The organism is Nocardioides immobilis, from assembly GCF_003515065.1.
GTDB classification, from domain to species: Bacteria; Actinomycetota; Actinomycetes; order Propionibacteriales; family Nocardioidaceae; genus Nocardioides; species Nocardioides immobilis.
The window spans coordinates 122,851-138,074 of sequence record NZ_QXGH01000026.1 but is presented as its reverse complement, the minus strand read 5'-3'; the positions used below and the strand labels follow the sequence as shown (position 1 = coordinate 138,074).

Genomic DNA, 15,224 nt, shown 5'->3' with positions numbered 1-15,224 from the left:
ACCGGAGCAGGTCAAGGAATGGATGGGCACCCCGGGCACCAGCGTGCTGGTGCGGCCGGTGATCGACCTCAACGGCCACCAGCCGGTCGACTCCTACGAGATCCCCGACCGGATCCGCCGCCAGGTCGAGCTGGCCGACCACCACTGCACGTACCCCTTCTGCACCAGGCCAGCCGAGCGCTGCGACCTCGACCACAACGTCCCCCACGCCCAGGGCGGACCGACGTGTCGGTGCAACCTGAACCCGAAGTGCCGAGGCCACCACCGGTACAAGACCTCAGGACTCGCGACCTGCCGAGTTCTCTCACCCGGCACCTACCTGTGGACCCTGCCCAGCGGGCTGTACCTGGTCGACCCCACCGGCACCTACGACCTCACACCCCGACCCGGCACCACCGCATGGCCAGCTGACCCGGCCGATCCACCCGACGAGTAGCCACCGAGCCCCGACACCCCGCCACCTGGTTCGACCGGCGGGGCTATCGGCATGCTCGCACGCTGCTCAGGGTGGCCCGTCGCCGACCGGGCCGGCGAGCTCGATCTCGCTGATCGCGGTGTAGTCCCGCCCGTCCGGACCCTCGCCCGGCCCGGTGACCTCGAGGATCCGCAGCTCGATGCTGGTCGTCTCGACGCCGCCGACCGGGACCGTCTGGACCGTCTGGGCGTCGCCGAGCTCCTGGGTCACCTCGGTGCCGTCGTCGAAGGCCCAGACGACGAGGGTGATCCGGCGGTTGCCGGCGTACCAGTCGTGCGGCGGGTCGGTCTTGGCGTAGCCGTTGATCAGGCCGACCTCGGTCACGGTGACCGGGTCGTCGAACGTGAAGGTGATGACCGAGCCCGTGCCGTCGCCCGACATCCGCCAGCTGGTGCGCGGGTCTCCGTCGAGCATGTTCGCGGCCTTGAAGGTGACCCGGTTGCCGTCCTCATCGGTGCTCGCCGACGCGGTGCCGGGGACGGCGATGTCGGCGGGCTCGAGGGCGGTGGTCGGACCGCCCTGCGGGCCGTTGCCCCGCCCGGAGCCGCGGCTGGCGTCGGCGTCGTCGTCCGAGGGGCCGAGCAGCAGCAGGCCACCGCCGAGGAGGGCGATCACCACGAGCGCGAGGACGGCGAACAGCCACGGGGTGGCCGACCGCCGACGCGGCGGGACGGCGCCGTACGACGCGGTGGCGAGGGGTGCCGCAGGGGCGCCGGCTGCGGGCGGCTGCACGGTGTCGGCGTACAGCGGGTAGCGCGCTGACGAGGGCGGCGGACCCGGGGGCGGAGGCGGCGGAGGAGCAGTGGGATCCGCCGGATCCAGCGGGGCGACCGCGGGGATCGCCGGAAACGCATCGGTCCGCACCGCGGTCGGGTAGTCGGGCTGGTGCCGCGGTGCGTCGACCGGGATCGACGGCACGCGGGCACCGCAGTTGGTGCAGTAGCGGCCCACACTCAGCTGGTGTCCGCAGTTCGTGCAGAACTTCATGACCTGATCCACGACCCCCCCTTTTAGCGTCGCGCCGTCGAGACTAACCCGAGGGCGCTGCCGTCGCCGCTTCGGCGGGACCCCTGCCCAGGAGTGGGGGGATCTGCCGGACTGCCTGGGCGAGCGCCCGCAGATCGGTCCCGTGCAGCGCCTGCGGCCCGTCGCAGAGCGCGACCTCCGGGTCCGGGTGGACGTCGACGATGATGCCGTCGGCACCGACTGCGATCGCCGCCCGGGACAGCGGCACGACCAGGTCCTTGCGGCCGGACGCGTGGGACGGATCCACGATGATCGGCAGGTGGCTCGTCGCCTGGACCACGGGGACCGCCGAGATGTCGAGGGTGTTGCGGGTCGCCGGCTCGAAGGTCCGGATGCCGCGCTCGCACAGCACGATGTCGAGGTTGCCGCGCTGGGCGACGTACTCCGCCGCCATCAGCCACTCCTCGATCGTCGCGGTCATGCCGCGCTTGAGCAGCACCGGCTTGCCGGACTCGCCGACGGCCTGCAGCAGGCCGAAGTTGGCCATGTTGCGGGTCCCGATCTGCAGCATGTCCGCCTGCTCGGCGACCTCGGCCACGTCGCGGGCGTCGACGACCTCGGTGACGATCGGCAGGCCGGTCGCCTCACCGACGGCGGCGAGGATGTCGAGGCCGCGGCGGCCGAGGCCCTGGAAGGCGTACGGCGAGGTCCGCGGCTTGTAGGCGCCTCCTCGCAGCAGCGACGCGCCCGCGGCCTTGGCCATGGTGGCTGCTTCGAGGGTCTGCTCGGGGGTCTCGACCGCGCACGGGCCGGCGATGAAGGTGAACGTCGCCGGGCCGACCGGGACCTGTCGGCCGGGCTTGCCGACCCAGATCGTCGACCGGGCGGGATGGTGCTGGCGGCTCACCAGCTTGTAGGGGTCGGAGATCCGGTGCACGGCCGCCACCCCGCGCAGCGTGCGCAGGTTCAGCCCGTGGAAGCTGTCGACGTCGCCGACCAGTCCGATGATCGTGCGGTCAACGCCCTGGGAGACGAAGGCGCTGCCACCGACCGCCTCGACCCTCTCGACGACGTGCGCAACGTCCTCAGGCGTTGCGTCCGGCGCCATGACTACGACCATGATCATCGAGAGTAGGCGCGGGCTACCGACCCGACGCGACGGGCCCGATCAACGAGACAGCGCGCGCCGCTTGACCTCCGCCTCCAAGTCCTCCAGGTCGTGCTGGAGCATCCGCCGGGTGCGGTCGTAGCTGAACCCGCCGAAGAAGTTCCAGGCGATCTTCTCCGCGACCGTCCGCTCGGTCGCGATCATGGTGGTCGTCATCGCGACCCGGGTGTGGTCCTGCTCGGTGCCCATCGGCGTCAGCCGGTACGACGTCCGCACCACGTCGTGCCCCAGCCGGGTGTCGATGACGGCCCGCCGAGGCGGCTCGCACTCGACCACGTGCAGCTCCTCCTCGCCGTGGTGGCCGAAGAGGGTCCGCTTCTCGTGCCACACCGTGCCGACGTCGTACGGCCCCTCGGTCAGCCGCTTGCTGTCGGACACGCTGCGGAAGATCTGATCGGCGTTGTCGACGTCGGTCAGCACGTCCCAGACCACCTGTGGTGGCGCCGGGAGAGTCGCGTTCAGGTAGATGATGTGACTGGCCATTGGGTGCCCTTTCCGCCCCCCAGATCTGCCCCCGCCCCTTCCATGGTCCTCCTGCGGCAGCGCGGACGCCAGAGGCAGATCTCAGACGACCAGGTGGGTGACCTCGGCCTCGATCCTGCGGCGCGGCAGCACCTCCACGGCGACCATCGCGGCCAGCACCATCGACCCGCCCACGACCATCCGGCCGGTGATCGACTCGCCGCCGAGCAGCACCGCGAAGAATGCCGCGAACACCGGCTCCATGCTCATGATGATGGCGCAGCGGGTCGGAGGCAGGTGGGCCTGCGCCCAGGTCTGGGCGAGCATCGCCGCCGCGCCGGCGACCAGGGCCATGTAGACCACCGAGACCCAGTCGGAGCCGCGCTCGGGGAGGACGACGCCGGGTGCTCCGGTGGTCAGCGCCGCGACCAGGCAGATGGCCGCGATGACGAGCACCTGGAGGATCGACATCCCGAGCGCGTCCGACGGCGTCGACCAGGCACCGAGACCGACGATGTGGCACGCGTAGAGGATCGCGGCGACGAGCGTGATCGCCTCGCCGTACCCGATCGAGAAGCCGTCGAGCGTGAGCACCCCGAGCCCGGCTGTGGCGAGAGCGACGGCGGCCCAGGTCAGCGCGTTGATCCGGGTGCGCAGTAGCCAGGCGGCGATGATCGGGGTGGCGACGACGTACAGGCCGGTGATGAATCCGCTCACGCTGGCGGGGGTGTGCGCGAGGCCGCTCGTCTGCAGGATCTGCGCGACGCCGTACACGCCGCCGAGCAGGAGCGCCCGCCGGCGGGTCTCCGGCGAGAGCCGGGCGATCGCGCGCGGCGCCACGAGCAGCATCGCGGCACCCGCGACCAGGAACCGCACCGCGAGGAAGTCGACGGTCGGCACCCGGTCGAGCAGGTCCTTGATGAGGAAGAACGTGCTGCCCCAGCTCGCGGTCATCGTCAGCAGCGCCACCGCGGCCAGCAGCGAGGTACGGCGATCGTTCACACGACGTAGAGAATGATCGTCGAGCCCTTCTCGGCCAGCTCGCCAGCCGGTGGGCTGGTGTTCCAGGCGACGTTGCCGTTGATGTAGATCTCGGCCCGCTCGACGTTGACCTCGAATCCGGCCGCCTCGAGATCGGCGACAGCGACCTCGGTCGCGCTGTAGCGCACAGCGGGGACCGCGATCAGCTCCGGCCCGTCGGACACCACGAACTCGACCTCGTCCCCCTTGAACAGGGTGCCGCCGGTCGGGTCGTGACTGATCACGTCGCCCTCGTCGACGGTGTCGCTGAACTCGTGGCCGACGACGGTCACGACCAGGCCGCGCGCCTCCAGCCTGGCCTTGGCCCGCTCGAAGCTCCTGCCGACCCAGTCGCCGACCTCGCGCGGCTTCCGGCCCAGGCTGACGACCAGGTCGACCACGGCGTTGACCGGCAGGTCGCGGGCCTTCTTCGAGCCGTAGGCCGGGTCGCTGCCGATGACCTGTCCCTTCGGCACGACCTCCGAGTAGGCCTCCTCGACCTTGCCGACCACCAGCTTGAGGTCGGTGAGGGCGTCGGTGGCCTCGTCGAGGGTCAGCAGCCGGAGCCTCGGGAGGTCGTGGACCTCCTCGCCGAGGGAGAGGGTGAGGGCGACCGCGTCGCCCGGCAGGATCCGGTCGCCCGGCCCGGGGTCGCTGGTGACGACGTCGCCCTCCTCGACGGACGTGGAGTAGACCGCGTCGTCGTACTCGACCTCGAGGCCGGCGTCCTCGATCCTCTGCTCCGCCTCCGCCTGGGAGAGCCCCACCACGCTGGGGGCGGTCGTGTAGCGGGCCCACCCGAACCAGTAGGCGCCGCCGCCGATGGCGGCGGCGACCAGCGCCGCGATGAGCAGCAGTACGACGCCGCGCCGGCCCCGCCGGGGACGCGGCTGAGGCGCGACGCCGGTCGCGGGACGCGGCGGCGACGGGGGAGTGCGCCTCGCCGGCGGCACGTGGCCCGTCTCGAGCCGGGTGGTGCCCTCGGGCGCCGAGGGGACGGTCTTGATCACCCGGGGCTCGGCGTCGGCCCAGAGCTCGCTGATCGGCTCCGGCATGGTGTCGTTGCCGCCCGAGCGGGCCACGGTGGGGAGCAGGTCCGCGACCAGCTCGTCGTCCTCGCGCACGCCCTCGTGCAGCGCGTGGGCGACCCGGTGTGCATGGTGGAGCAGCACGCCGGCGTCCGACGGCCGCAGCGACCGGTCGCGGGTCGTGGCCCGCGCGACCAGCGCGTCGACGTACGCCGGAAGGCCGGGCATCTCGGCCGACGGCGCCGGGACGTCCTCGTGGACGTGCTTGTAGGCGACGGCGATCGGGGTCTCGCCGGTGTGCGGCTTGTGACCGGTCAGCAGCTCGTAGAGGATCACGCCGGCTGCGTAGACGTCGGCGCGCGCGTCGGCCCTGCCGTCGACGACGAGCTCGGGTGCCAGGTAGGAGACGGTGCCGATCAGGACGCCGCCGGTCGCGGTGTGCTGCGTCTCGGCGTTGACCGCGCGTGCGAGCCCGAAGTCGGCGACCTTGATCCGGCCGTCGTCGGCGATCAGCACGTTCTCGGGCTTCACGTCGCGGTGGATCAGCCCGTTGCGGTGGGCCGAGGCCAGGGCGGACAGCACCGGGTCGAGGATCGCCAGCGCCCGCTCGGGCGACATCGGCGCCTCCTTGGCGATGGTGTCGCGCAGCGTGTGGCCGGGGACCAGCTCCATCGCCAGGTAGACGACCCCGTTGTCGTCGCCCTGGTCGTAGACGGCGACGACGTTCGGGTGCGACAGCCGGGCCGCCGCGCGGGCCTCGCGCACGAACCGGGCGGCGAACTCCTCGTCGCCCGAGGTGGCGTCACCGAGCCCGGCGTGCATGATCTTGATCGCCACGGCGCGGTCGAGCCGGACGTCGTGGGCCTCGTAGACCGACGCCATGCCACCGCGGGCGATCCGGTCGTCGATGCGGTAGCGGCCATCGAGCAACCGGCCGAGGTGGGGGTCTCTGTCACCGACGGCAGGGGATGCGGCGCCCCGCGGGCTGCGCCCGCGCGCATTCGTGTCCTCGTGCACAGCGACCCTCCTGTGCAGTCCTGTGTGCTCCGGCGGGGAAGATCCGGAGCCCACAGGATACGGGGGCGCCTTCGTGCGCCCCCGCAACCACGCCGGGGCTGGTACGGCGCCGCCGGGCTGGAATGATGGGCCGCATGAGCGAATCCGCACCTCGGCTGGCCGACCACGACCTGGCGACGCTCGTCGACGAATGGCTCGACTGGGACGCCGCCGGCGAGCTGCTGGGCGTGACCCCGGCGAAGGTGCGCACCATGGTCCGCGACCACCAGCTGGCGGCCGCCGTGCCCGCCGCGGGCCGCCCGCCGATGGTCCCGGCGCTGTTCATCGATGACGAGAAGCTGCCGGTCAAGGGCCTGCCGGGGCTGCTGACGCTGATGCACGACAACGGGTTCGACGACCGCGAGTGCATCGCCTGGATCTTCCTCGACGACGACCTGCCGGGCCGCCCGATCGACGCGCTGCGGGAGAACCGCGGCAGTGAGGTCAAGCGCCGCGCCCAGGCGCTGGCGCTCTGAGGGCAGCCGCGTGGCCTTCTCGGGAGTCAGCACACGCACGAAGGGCCTGATCTCCACGGTCCTGGTCGCCGTGCTCACCGCGGCGGTCTGGTACCTCCAGGGCGGCACCGGCGACGGCGACGACAGCGCGGAGGATCCGGCATCACCCGCGCCGTCGTACTCCTCGACGGCGACGACGGACGATCCGGAGCCGGCCGAGATGCCGGCGACCGACGACCTCAGCGGCCTGCCGTACGTCCCGCTCGCCGACCTGCCGCCCGAGGCCGCCGCCACCGTGACGCTCATCGACGAGGGCGGTCCGTTCCCCTACGACAAGGACGGGAGCATCTTCGGCAACTACGAGGGGTTGCTTCCGGACCGCGAAGACGGCTATTACGAGGAGTACACAGTGGAGACGCCGGGGTCGGACGACCGTGGTGCCCGCCGGATCGTCGGCGGCGCCGACGGCGAGCTCTACTGGACCGAGGACCACTACGAGTCGTTCGAGGTGATCTGGAGATGACCCAGACAGTTGCGAGGCGGGCATGAGCGGCCTGGCCGCGGTGCTTGCCGGCCGGCACGACGCCGGCGTCCACCTCTGGCACAACGCCCTGCACGTCCCCGACATCCAGCACGCGGTCGAGCACGCGGGCTGGCAGTTCGGGTACGTCGACGGCGTCGCGCTGGAGAGCAAGAAGGAGGTCCTCGGCGCCATCGGCGCCGCACTCGATTTCCCTGAGCACTACGGCGGCAACCTGGACGCGCTCCGCGACTGCCTCCGTGACCTCTCCAAGCCCACCGTCCTGCTCTGGGACGGCTGGGGGAGCCTGGCCCGCGCCGAGCCGAAGGCGTTCGAGAAGCTCTGCCGGGTGCTCGGGGGGCGCGACGACGCGTCGTTCGAGGTGCTCCTGCGGGGCCCCGGCCCCACCGACGGGCTCGAGTCGCTGGACTGAGGCCGCGTCCTACAGGACGCGGCGGGTGGCGGCGGCCGCCAGCCCCTCGAGCACGGCGCACGCGTGCTCGTCGAGACCGACGGCGGTCCGGGCATCGCTGAGCGCCGTGAGCGCCCGCTGGGTGAGCTCGTCGATCATCGCCTCGACCTGCGCGTGCGCGCCCGAGCGGTCGATGATGCCGCGCAGCTCGGCGACCTCGTCGGCGGTCACAGGCGTGCCGAGTGCCGCGTCGAGCCGCGCGGCCTCGTCCGTCGGAGCGGTGGCGAGCGCCAGCGCGACCAGGACGGTGCGCTTGCCCTCGACCAGGTCGTCGCCCGCGGGCTTGCCCGTCGTCGCCGGGTCGCCGAAGACACCGAGCAGGTCGTCGCGGAGCTGGAACGCCTCGCCGAGCGGGAGGCCGTAGCCCGAGAGCGCAGTGAGGGCCTCCTGCGGAGCGCCGGCGAGGGCGGCACCGACGTGGAGCGGCCGCTCGATGGAGTACTTCGCCGACTTGTAGCGCAGGACCGTCATCGCCGCGTCGACCGTCGCCCGTCCCCGGGCCTGCACCGACACGTCGAGGAACTGGCCCGCGATCACCTCCGACCGGCAGGCATCGAGCACCTCGAGGGCCGGACCGATCCGGTCCCACGGCATGCCGCACCGGCGGAGCAGCTCGTCGGACCACGAGAGCAGGAGGTCGCCGAGCAGGATCGCCGCGGCGGCGCCGTACTGCTCCGGGTCGCCGGGCCAGGACTGCTCACGATGGAGGGCGGCGAAGCCGCGGTGGGTGGCCGGCCGGCCGCGCCGGGTGTCGGACGCGTCCATCAGGTCGTCGTGGACGAGGGCGCTGGCGTGGAGGAGCTCCAGGGAGGCAGCAGCACGCAGGACGGCGCAGTCGTCGTACTCCTCCCGCGCGGCAGCGCGGAAGCCCCAGTACGAGAAGGCGGCGCGGAACCGCTTGCCGCCGGTGACCGCGGCTCGTGCCTCGGCGACCAGCCGGGCGGCGTCGTCGCCGAGCGGGGCGAGCCGGCCGGCCTGCTCGTCGAGGAAGTCGTCGATCGTCGTCTGGAGGTCGGCGCGGAACCGCTCCTGGTCCTCCTGGTCCCACGCCTGGCCGGTCACGGCACCGACTCTAGAGATGGGTCACAGTGCGGTGGCGATCGCCCCCGACGAGCTCGCGCCGCCTACACTCCGGCACATGACTACCGGTCGTGGCCGTGCTCTCGGCGACATCATCCGCGAGGGTGAGCGCTCCTTCTCGTTCGAGTTCTTCCCGCCCAAGGACGAGGCGGGTGAGGAGCAGCTCTGGAAGGCCATCCGCGCGCTCGAGCCCTACCGCCCGACCTTCGTCTCCGTGACGTACGGCGCCGGCGGCAGCACGCGCGACAAGACGGTCGCCATCACCGGGCGGATCGCCCGCGAGACCTCGTTGGTGCCGATGGCGCACCTGACCTGCGTCGGCCACACCCGTGCGGAGCTCGAGGCCATCCTCGATGCGTACGTCGCCGAGGGCGTCTACCACGTGATGGCGCTGCGCGGCGACCCGCAGGAGGGGCCGCGGGCCGAGTGGACGCCGACCGAAGGCGGCCTCAACTACGCCCTCGACCTCGTCGAGCTGGCGCGCAGCCGGGGCGACTTCCGCATCGGCGTTGCGGCCTTCCCCGAGGGCCACCCGAGCGCCGAGTCGCTCGACGTCGACGCCGACCGGCTGGTCGCGAAGGCCCACGCGGGCGCGGAGTTCGCCGTCACCCAGATGTTCTTCCGTGCCGAGGACTACTTCGGCCTCGTCGAGCGGGTGCGGGCCCGCGGCGTCGACATGCCGATCCTGCCCGGGATCATGCCGATCCTGAACCTCAACGCCATCCGGCGCCAGGGCGAGCTGATCGGGACGTCGGTGCCCGACGAGATCGTCGAGCGGATCACCGCAGCCGGGCCCGACCCGGACGCCGTGCGCTCCGAGGGCATCAAGCTGGCCGCCGAGCTGTGCGAGGAGCTGCTTGCCGGGGGCGCGCCCGGCCTGCACTTCTACACGCTCAACCGGTCCAAGGCGACGCTGGAGATCTTCGAGGCGCTCCGCATCACCGTCTGAGCGGCTACTTCGCCGGCCCGATCGCCTGCGCGACCAGCGCAGCCGACTGCGCCACGAACGGCACGCCCGCCCCGGGTGCTGCATGGGCGCCCGCGGCGTAGACGCCCTCGATCGGCGTGGTGGGGCCGAGCCGCCAGCGGACCGTGTTCTTGCCCTGCCAGAGGACGCCGCAGGGCGACCCGTTCCACCGCTCGACGAGCTCGCGCGGCGAGAGGTCGACGCGGGTGACGACCTGCTCGCGGATGTCGATGCGGTGGCGGGCGAGCGCGTCGAGGATGTCCTCCGCGAGCTTGCCCCGACCGTGCACGGTCCAGGCGGTGCCGCCGTCGGGCGCCGTACCGCCGGTGCGGATGATGATCAGCGGATCGGAGTGGAAGACCACCTCGGCCGGCAGGTCGGGCACGTCGCCGACGAGGCCGACGTGGGCGACCACCGGAGGGAGCGCCGGCATCGTGCGCTCGACGACGGGTGCCAGGGCCGGCAGCCGGCGCGGGTCCACGGCAACGACCACCGCGTCGACGTCGATCTCACCGGTCTCGACCGACACCGCGGCCACCCGCCCGTTGCGGACGACGAGGTCGCGGGCAGCGGTCCCGGTGAGCACCGTGACGCCGCGGGTCTCCAGCCGAGCGGTCAGCAGCTCGACGAGCCGGGCCATTCCGCCGGGGATGGTCCATGCTCCGAAGCTCTGCTCGAGGTAGTTGGAGACGCCCACCCACGCGGGCACGTTGCGCAGGTCGTGCCCCTCGGCCACGGTGCGGTGACCGGCGACCAGGCCCAGCCGGTCGTCGCGGAAGTCGCGCCGCAGCCGCTTGTGCAGCGTCTCGCGGGTGGTGAACAGCGAGTGGAGGTCCTTCGGTACGTCGCGCGGGTCCCACGGCGCCTCGACGTAGTGCTTGCGCAGGACCTCCCAGACCGGCGCGTAGGTGTCGACGTGGCGGACCCATTCCTCGCCGAGCCCGGGGCCGAGCTCGTCGAAGGCCGCGATCTGGGCGGCACGGGAGCCGCCGGGCACCCGCACCGACGTGCGGTCCTCGAACCGGTGCTCGGTGATCACCTCGAGCGGCTCCAGCTCGCCGCCGAGCTCGGCCTCGAGGGGACGTCCGGACTTGCGGAAGAGGTCGCGCAGCGCCGCTGGCACGAGCGTCGACGTCGCCGAGCCGTCCCAGGTGTAGCCGTCCTCGCTGACCGCGCCGAGGGCACCGCCCAGGGTGGGGGAGGCCTCGACGAGGACGACCTGGTGCCCGGCCTTCGCGAGACGGGCAGCGGACGCCAGCCCGGCCAGCCCGCCGCCGATGACGACGATCCTCATCCCGCGTGTCCCGCTGCCTTCGCTACTCGACGTCGATCGGCACGGCGCCGGTGAGGAGCAGGAGCTCGTCGTACGTCGTCGAGAACACGGCTGCTGGGTGTCCTGCTGCGGCCCACACGACGTCGTACCGCTGAAGCCAGGAGTCGAGGTACGTCGGCAACGGCGCCGGGTGGCCGAGCGGCGACACTCCGCCGATCGCCTGACCCGTGTGCTTGCGGACGAAGTCCGGTGTCGCCCTGCGCAGCCTGGTGGCGCCGACGCCTGCCGCGGTCTTCGCGGTGTCGACGCGGTGCGCCCCCGAGGTCAGCACCAGGACCGGGGACTCGTCGGCGTCGAAGAGGAGGCTGTTGGCGATCGCACCGACCTCGCAGCCGAGCGCTTCGGCCGCAAGTGCGGCGGTGTGGGCGGCATCGGGCAGAATGACGATCTCGCCAGCTCCGCCACGTCGGGCGTGCTCGGCGCGGAACCGGCTGATCGAGAGATGGTCGGCCGACATGAGAGTGACCCTAGGGCACGCGCCGACCTGGCGCTGCTGGGGTAGGGGAGGAGCACGGATGGGCAAGCGACCGGCTTCGGTCGACCTGGCGTCGTGGCTGCTGTGGATCCAGGTGGTCGCAGGTCTGGTGATGTCGATCCTGGTCGTGGTCTTCCGCGAGGACCTCGAGGAGGTCTGGTCGCCCGGCCGGAGCGGTGACAGCACCGTGCAGCAGCTGGAGTTCGTCCCGGTCATCCTGGTGCTCTACGGCGTCATCGCGATCACTGCGCTGACCCTCGTCCCGATGATGCGCGCGGGCCACAACTGGGCCCGGCACGCGCTCGCCCTGATCTCGGCCGGCATCCTGCTCGCGACCCTCGCGACGGTGCGCACGATGCCGCCGCCGCTCTTCCGCGGGCTGATCATCGCCGCAGCCGTCGTCGCCGCGGTCACCCTCGTGTTCCTCTGGCACCCCGACTCACGGCGTCACTGCCGGGTGCCGGACGAGACCGACACTGCCGAAGCACGCAGCTGACCCTTGACCCCGTGTCGGGGGAGAGGTGTACCTTGGTCGTGTTCGAACAGATGTTCGAACACGACCGGCGGGGGCGACCTCGACCCCCGCCTCCGCCGGTCCTTTCGAAGCACGGACCGAGGAGTCAGTCATGGTCAGCGAGCGGCACCTTTCCCAGCACCCCGATCACCTGCCCGCCACCACCCACTCCTACCTGCTCCGTGCGGCGGAATCCCTGAGCGAGGCCGTCGCGGCTCGTGACGTCCCGGAGCGCTACGCCTGCGCCCACGTCGCCGCGCTGCGCGCGGCTGCCGCGTTGCTCGCCGCCCGGGCGCGTCCGGCGCCGGCCCGCGGCCGCCGCCAGAAGAACGCCTGGGTGCTGCTGACCGAGGTCGCGCCCGAGCTGGGGGAGTGGGCGGCGTTCTTCGCTGCGGGCGCGGCGAAGCGCGCCGCGGCAGAGTCCGGGTCGACCCGCGCCGTCACCGATCGCGAGGCCGACGACCTGGTCCGCGACGCCGACCGGTTCCTCGCCGTCATCGAGCAGGCCCTCGGCCTGACGCCGCACCTCCCGCTCGGCGACCAGCTCGCCGGGCGCGCCGCCGGCTGAGGGCGCGCGCCGACCGGAGCCGCCGAGGGCGTGTGCGTGTCCTAGTGTTGCCGTCATGGTCTCCCGTGAGCGGCCCGGGGAGCGTCCGGGCTCGGTGCGCACCGCCGTGGTCTGGGACGCGCTCGGCCCGGTGCTGTCCTCCGCGCCGTGCGACGTCGTCGACATCGGCGGCGGCACCGGGGGATTCGCGGTCCGGGTCGCTCAGGCCGGCCACCGGGTCACCGTCGTCGACCCGAGTCCCGATGCCCTCGCCGCGCTCGGCCGCCGGGCGCGTGAGGTCGGGGTCGAGGTCGCCGGCCACCAGGGCGACGTGTCCGGGCTGCTCGACGTGGTCGGCGCCGACAGCGCCGACGTCGTCCTCTGCCACGGCCTGCTGGAGGTCGTCGACGCCGGTGAGGCGCTCGCGACCATCAGGAAGGTGCTGCGGCCCGGAGGGACCGCCAGCATCCTGGTCGCCCAGCGGCATGCCGCCGTCGTCGCGCGAGCAATGGCCGGCCACCTCCACCAGGCGCTGGCGCTGCTCGACGGCGACGAGCAGACGGAGCGGAGCACCGGGCGGTCCACGCGTCCGACCCGGCGGTTCACCGCTGCCGAGATCACGGCCCTGGTCGAGCAGGCCGGCTTCGCCGTCGCGGCCGTCCACGCCGTACGGGTGTTCACCGATCTGGTCCCGGGCTCGCTGCTCGACCAGGAGGCCGGGGCCGCCGCGGCGCTCGCTGACCTCGAGCGCGCTGTCGCGGAGCGCCCGGAGTACCTCCCGCTCGCCACGCAGATCCACCTGCTCGCGACCTAGGCCCAGCCCGCCCCACCCCGGTCGGCCGGCACCATGAGTGCGCCGCCGCACCTGCTCCACGTCGACATGGACGCGTTCTACGCGTCGGTGGCGATCCGCGACCGGCCCGACCTGCAGGACGTCCCGGTCGTGGTCGGTGGTGGGCACCGGAGCGTGGTTCTCTCGGCCAACTACCCGGCGCGACGCTACGGCATCCGATCGGGCATGTCCGGGGTGGAGGCGCGACGCCTCTGTCCCCGGCTCGTGGAGGTTCCGCCGGACTTCGACGTGCTGCGCCCGGTGTCGAAGGCGATCATGGAGACCTTCCGGACCTTCACGCCCGTGGTCGAGGTGATGTCCCTCGACGAGGCGTTCCTCGACGTGCGCGGCGCCGCGCGGCTCTTCGGGCCGCCGGAGGTGATCGCCGAACGGATCCGTTCCCGGGTCCGTGCCGAGCACGGGATCACCTGCTCCGTCGGCATCGCCGCCGCGATCTCCGTGGCGAAGCTCGCGAGCCGTCGGGCGAAGCCCGACGGCGTGCTGGCGATCCCGCCCGAGCGGTTCGTCGCGATCGTCCACCCGCTGGACGTCGGTGAGCTGTACGGCGTCGGCGAGGCAACCCGGCAGCGGCTGCACCGGCTCGGCCTGATCACCGTCGGCGACGTCGCCCGGATCCCCGTCACCGAGCTGCGGCGGATGGTCGGTGGCCATCTTGGCGGTCACCTGCACGCGCTGGCGTGGGGTGCGGACCGGAGCGAGCTCTCACCCGGCGGGGCCGGCACCTTCGGCTTCGGCGAGGGGGTGCCGGAGGGCAGCATGGGCGCACAGCACACGCTCGGGGCCGATACCCGCGACCGTGAGCAGCTCGCGCGCGAGCTGCTCCGCCTCTCTGCCCGGGTCGCGGCGCGACTCCGGGCAGCGGACAAGGTCGGCCGCACGGTGGCGATCACCATCCGGTGGAGCGACTTCCGGACGATCTCCCGTTCGCGGACGCTCCCGGAGCCGACCGACGTCACCCACGACGTCTACCAGGCGGCACTCCTGCTCCTCGATGCCGTGTTCCCGCTCCGGCTCGCGGTGCGGCTGGTCGGAGTCCGCGTCGAGGGACTGCGGCCGCGCCGCGACCTCGGCGGCCGGCAGCTGGCCATCGGAGAGCCCGACCCCGGGTGGCCCGACGCCGACCGGGCCGTCGACCGGGCGACGGCGCGCTTCGGATCGTCCGCAGTCCGTCGCGGGAGTCTCCTGTGACCCGGCTTGCGTCCGGCGAATCCGACGTCTGGTCCATCCGGATGGTGGGTATGCATCCGTTCGCCCACACCTTGAGGAATTGCCCTGGTCGGCCTACCGGTCGGCGCGGCGGCTGCCTACACTTAAGGTTCAGACCATCGACGTGACCTGCGTCGACCGCACGCGTGGAGGATCCGGTGCCACTCTCCGAAGAGGAGCTGCGACTGCTCGAGCAGATGGAGCGCGCGCTCGTCGAAGAGGACCCGAAGCTCGCCTCCACGCTCCGTGGCACCACGCTGCGGCAGGCCGCCCGCCGTCGGGCGTTGCTCGCCGGCTTCGTGTTCGCCGTCGGCATCGCCGTGCTGATGGGCGGCGCGATCAGCGGCTGGTGGCAGATCGGGATCGTCGGCTTCGTGATCATGCTCGGCTCGGCCACCATCGGGCTCAGCGCGGTCAAGGGTCAGCAGGCGGCGGGCTCCGAGGCGATGACCACGGCCCACCCGTCGGGTTTCGGCGTCATCGACGGCGGCCGCTCCCACACCCGCCGCCCCCGGCGGACCAAGACGTCCGGCGGCTCCTTCATGGAGCGCGTCGAGGAGCGCTGGCGCCGCCGCAAGAACCGGGGATTCTGAATCAGACTGCGCGAGCGTGTCGCGGACGGTGCTT

General features: G+C 72.5%; 18 protein-coding genes. 10 read left to right on the top strand and 8 right to left on the bottom strand.

Annotated features, from left to right (window positions below; genetic code table 11):
* Positions 1-436, top strand: a 436-nt coding sequence (locus D0Z08_RS21170) for an HNH endonuclease signature motif containing protein (protein WP_220454278.1), incomplete at its 5' end; no start/stop codon positions are given.
* A 66-nt stretch (positions 437-502) separates the two neighbouring features.
* Here D0Z08_RS21170 and D0Z08_RS21165 read toward each other — a convergent pair.
* The 5 genes from D0Z08_RS21165 to pknB form a co-directional block, all read right to left on the bottom strand.
* A complete protein-coding gene (locus tag D0Z08_RS21165; protein WP_118927247.1) occupies positions 503-1,462 on the bottom strand; it encodes a zinc ribbon domain-containing protein in 960 nt (319 codons plus the stop codon).
* Between the two features lie 43 nt (positions 1,463-1,505).
* Entirely contained in the window at positions 1,506-2,561 is a 1,056-nt protein-coding gene (gene aroF, locus D0Z08_RS21160; protein ID WP_118927246.1) for a 3-deoxy-7-phosphoheptulonate synthase, read from the bottom strand.
* A 48-nt stretch (positions 2,562-2,609) separates the two neighbouring features.
* Complete coding sequence (locus tag D0Z08_RS21155; protein WP_118927245.1) at positions 2,610-3,092, bottom strand: SRPBCC family protein; 483 nt, start codon at positions 3,090-3,092, stop codon at positions 2,610-2,612.
* An 81-nt stretch (positions 3,093-3,173) separates the two neighbouring features.
* A complete protein-coding gene (locus D0Z08_RS21150) occupies positions 3,174-4,073 on the bottom strand; it encodes a DMT family transporter (RefSeq protein WP_245994266.1) in 900 nt (299 codons plus the stop codon).
* A complete protein-coding gene (gene pknB, locus D0Z08_RS21145; protein WP_245994264.1) occupies positions 4,070-6,136 on the bottom strand; it encodes a Stk1 family PASTA domain-containing Ser/Thr kinase in 2,067 nt (688 codons plus the stop codon). The genes D0Z08_RS21150 and pknB overlap by 4 nt, the downstream gene beginning before the upstream one ends.
* A 134-nt stretch (positions 6,137-6,270) precedes the next feature.
* On the opposite strand from pknB, the gene D0Z08_RS21140 reads away from it, so the two are divergent.
* The 3 genes from D0Z08_RS21140 to D0Z08_RS21130 are packed head-to-tail and all read left to right on the top strand — an operon-like array spanning position 6,271 to position 7,583.
* Positions 6,271-6,651 carry an Rv2175c family DNA-binding protein gene (locus D0Z08_RS21140; RefSeq protein WP_118927244.1) on the top strand — a complete coding sequence of 127 codons (381 nt, stop codon included), beginning with the start codon at positions 6,271-6,273 and terminating at the stop codon, positions 6,649-6,651.
* A 10-nt stretch (positions 6,652-6,661) separates the two neighbouring features.
* Entirely contained in the window at positions 6,662-7,153 is a 492-nt protein-coding gene (locus D0Z08_RS33125; protein WP_245994261.1) for a guanyl-specific ribonuclease, read from the top strand.
* A 22-nt stretch (positions 7,154-7,175) separates the two neighbouring features.
* Positions 7,176-7,583 (top strand): barstar family protein, encoded by a 408-nt coding sequence (locus D0Z08_RS21130; RefSeq protein WP_118927243.1) that lies wholly within the window; start codon positions 7,176-7,178, stop codon positions 7,581-7,583.
* 9 nt (positions 7,584-7,592) lie between these two features.
* On the opposite strand, the gene D0Z08_RS21125 is transcribed toward D0Z08_RS21130, so the two are convergent.
* Positions 7,593-8,684 carry a polyprenyl synthetase family protein gene (locus tag D0Z08_RS21125; RefSeq protein WP_118927242.1) on the bottom strand — a complete coding sequence of 364 codons (1,092 nt, stop codon included), beginning with the start codon at positions 8,682-8,684 and terminating at the stop codon, positions 7,593-7,595.
* 76 nt (positions 8,685-8,760) lie between these two features.
* Here D0Z08_RS21125 and metF point away from each other — a divergent pair, with 76 nt between their 5' ends.
* Complete coding sequence (gene metF, locus D0Z08_RS21120) at positions 8,761-9,651, top strand: methylenetetrahydrofolate reductase [NAD(P)H] (protein WP_118927264.1); 891 nt, start codon at positions 8,761-8,763, stop codon at positions 9,649-9,651.
* 4 nt (positions 9,652-9,655) lie between these two features.
* Here metF and D0Z08_RS21115 read toward each other — a convergent pair whose 3' ends face one another.
* Positions 9,656-10,963 (bottom strand): phytoene desaturase family protein, encoded by a 1,308-nt coding sequence (locus D0Z08_RS21115; RefSeq protein WP_118927241.1) that lies wholly within the window; start codon positions 10,961-10,963, stop codon positions 9,656-9,658.
* A 22-nt stretch (positions 10,964-10,985) separates the two neighbouring features.
* Complete coding sequence (locus tag D0Z08_RS21110; RefSeq protein ID WP_118927240.1) at positions 10,986-11,459, bottom strand: YbaK/EbsC family protein; 474 nt, start codon at positions 11,457-11,459, stop codon at positions 10,986-10,988.
* Between the two features lie 58 nt (positions 11,460-11,517).
* Between D0Z08_RS21110 and D0Z08_RS21105 the strand changes: the two genes are divergently transcribed.
* The 5 genes from D0Z08_RS21105 to D0Z08_RS21085 all read left to right on the top strand — a co-directional run bounded on the left by D0Z08_RS21105 (position 11,518) and on the right by D0Z08_RS21085 (position 15,190).
* Positions 11,518-11,973 carry a hypothetical protein gene (locus D0Z08_RS21105; RefSeq protein WP_118927239.1) on the top strand — a complete coding sequence of 152 codons (456 nt, stop codon included), beginning with the start codon at positions 11,518-11,520 and terminating at the stop codon, positions 11,971-11,973.
* Positions 11,974-12,103: 130 nt separating this feature from the next.
* Positions 12,104-12,559, top strand: a complete 456-nt coding sequence (locus D0Z08_RS21100) for an SAV_6107 family HEPN domain-containing protein (RefSeq protein ID WP_118927238.1) — start codon at positions 12,104-12,106, stop codon at positions 12,557-12,559.
* Between the two features lie 55 nt (positions 12,560-12,614).
* Positions 12,615-13,352: a class I SAM-dependent methyltransferase gene (locus tag D0Z08_RS21095; protein ID WP_118927237.1), complete on the top strand. Its 738-nt coding sequence runs from the start codon at positions 12,615-12,617 to the stop codon at positions 13,350-13,352.
* Between the two features lie 33 nt (positions 13,353-13,385).
* Positions 13,386-14,579 (top strand): DNA polymerase IV, encoded by a 1,194-nt coding sequence (gene dinB, locus D0Z08_RS21090; RefSeq protein WP_118927236.1) that lies wholly within the window; start codon positions 13,386-13,388, stop codon positions 14,577-14,579.
* Between the two features lie 176 nt (positions 14,580-14,755).
* Positions 14,756-15,190, top strand: coding sequence for a DUF3040 domain-containing protein (locus D0Z08_RS21085; protein WP_118927263.1), 435 nt, complete (start codon positions 14,756-14,758; stop codon positions 15,188-15,190).
* Positions 15,191-15,224: the final 34 nt, after the last annotated feature.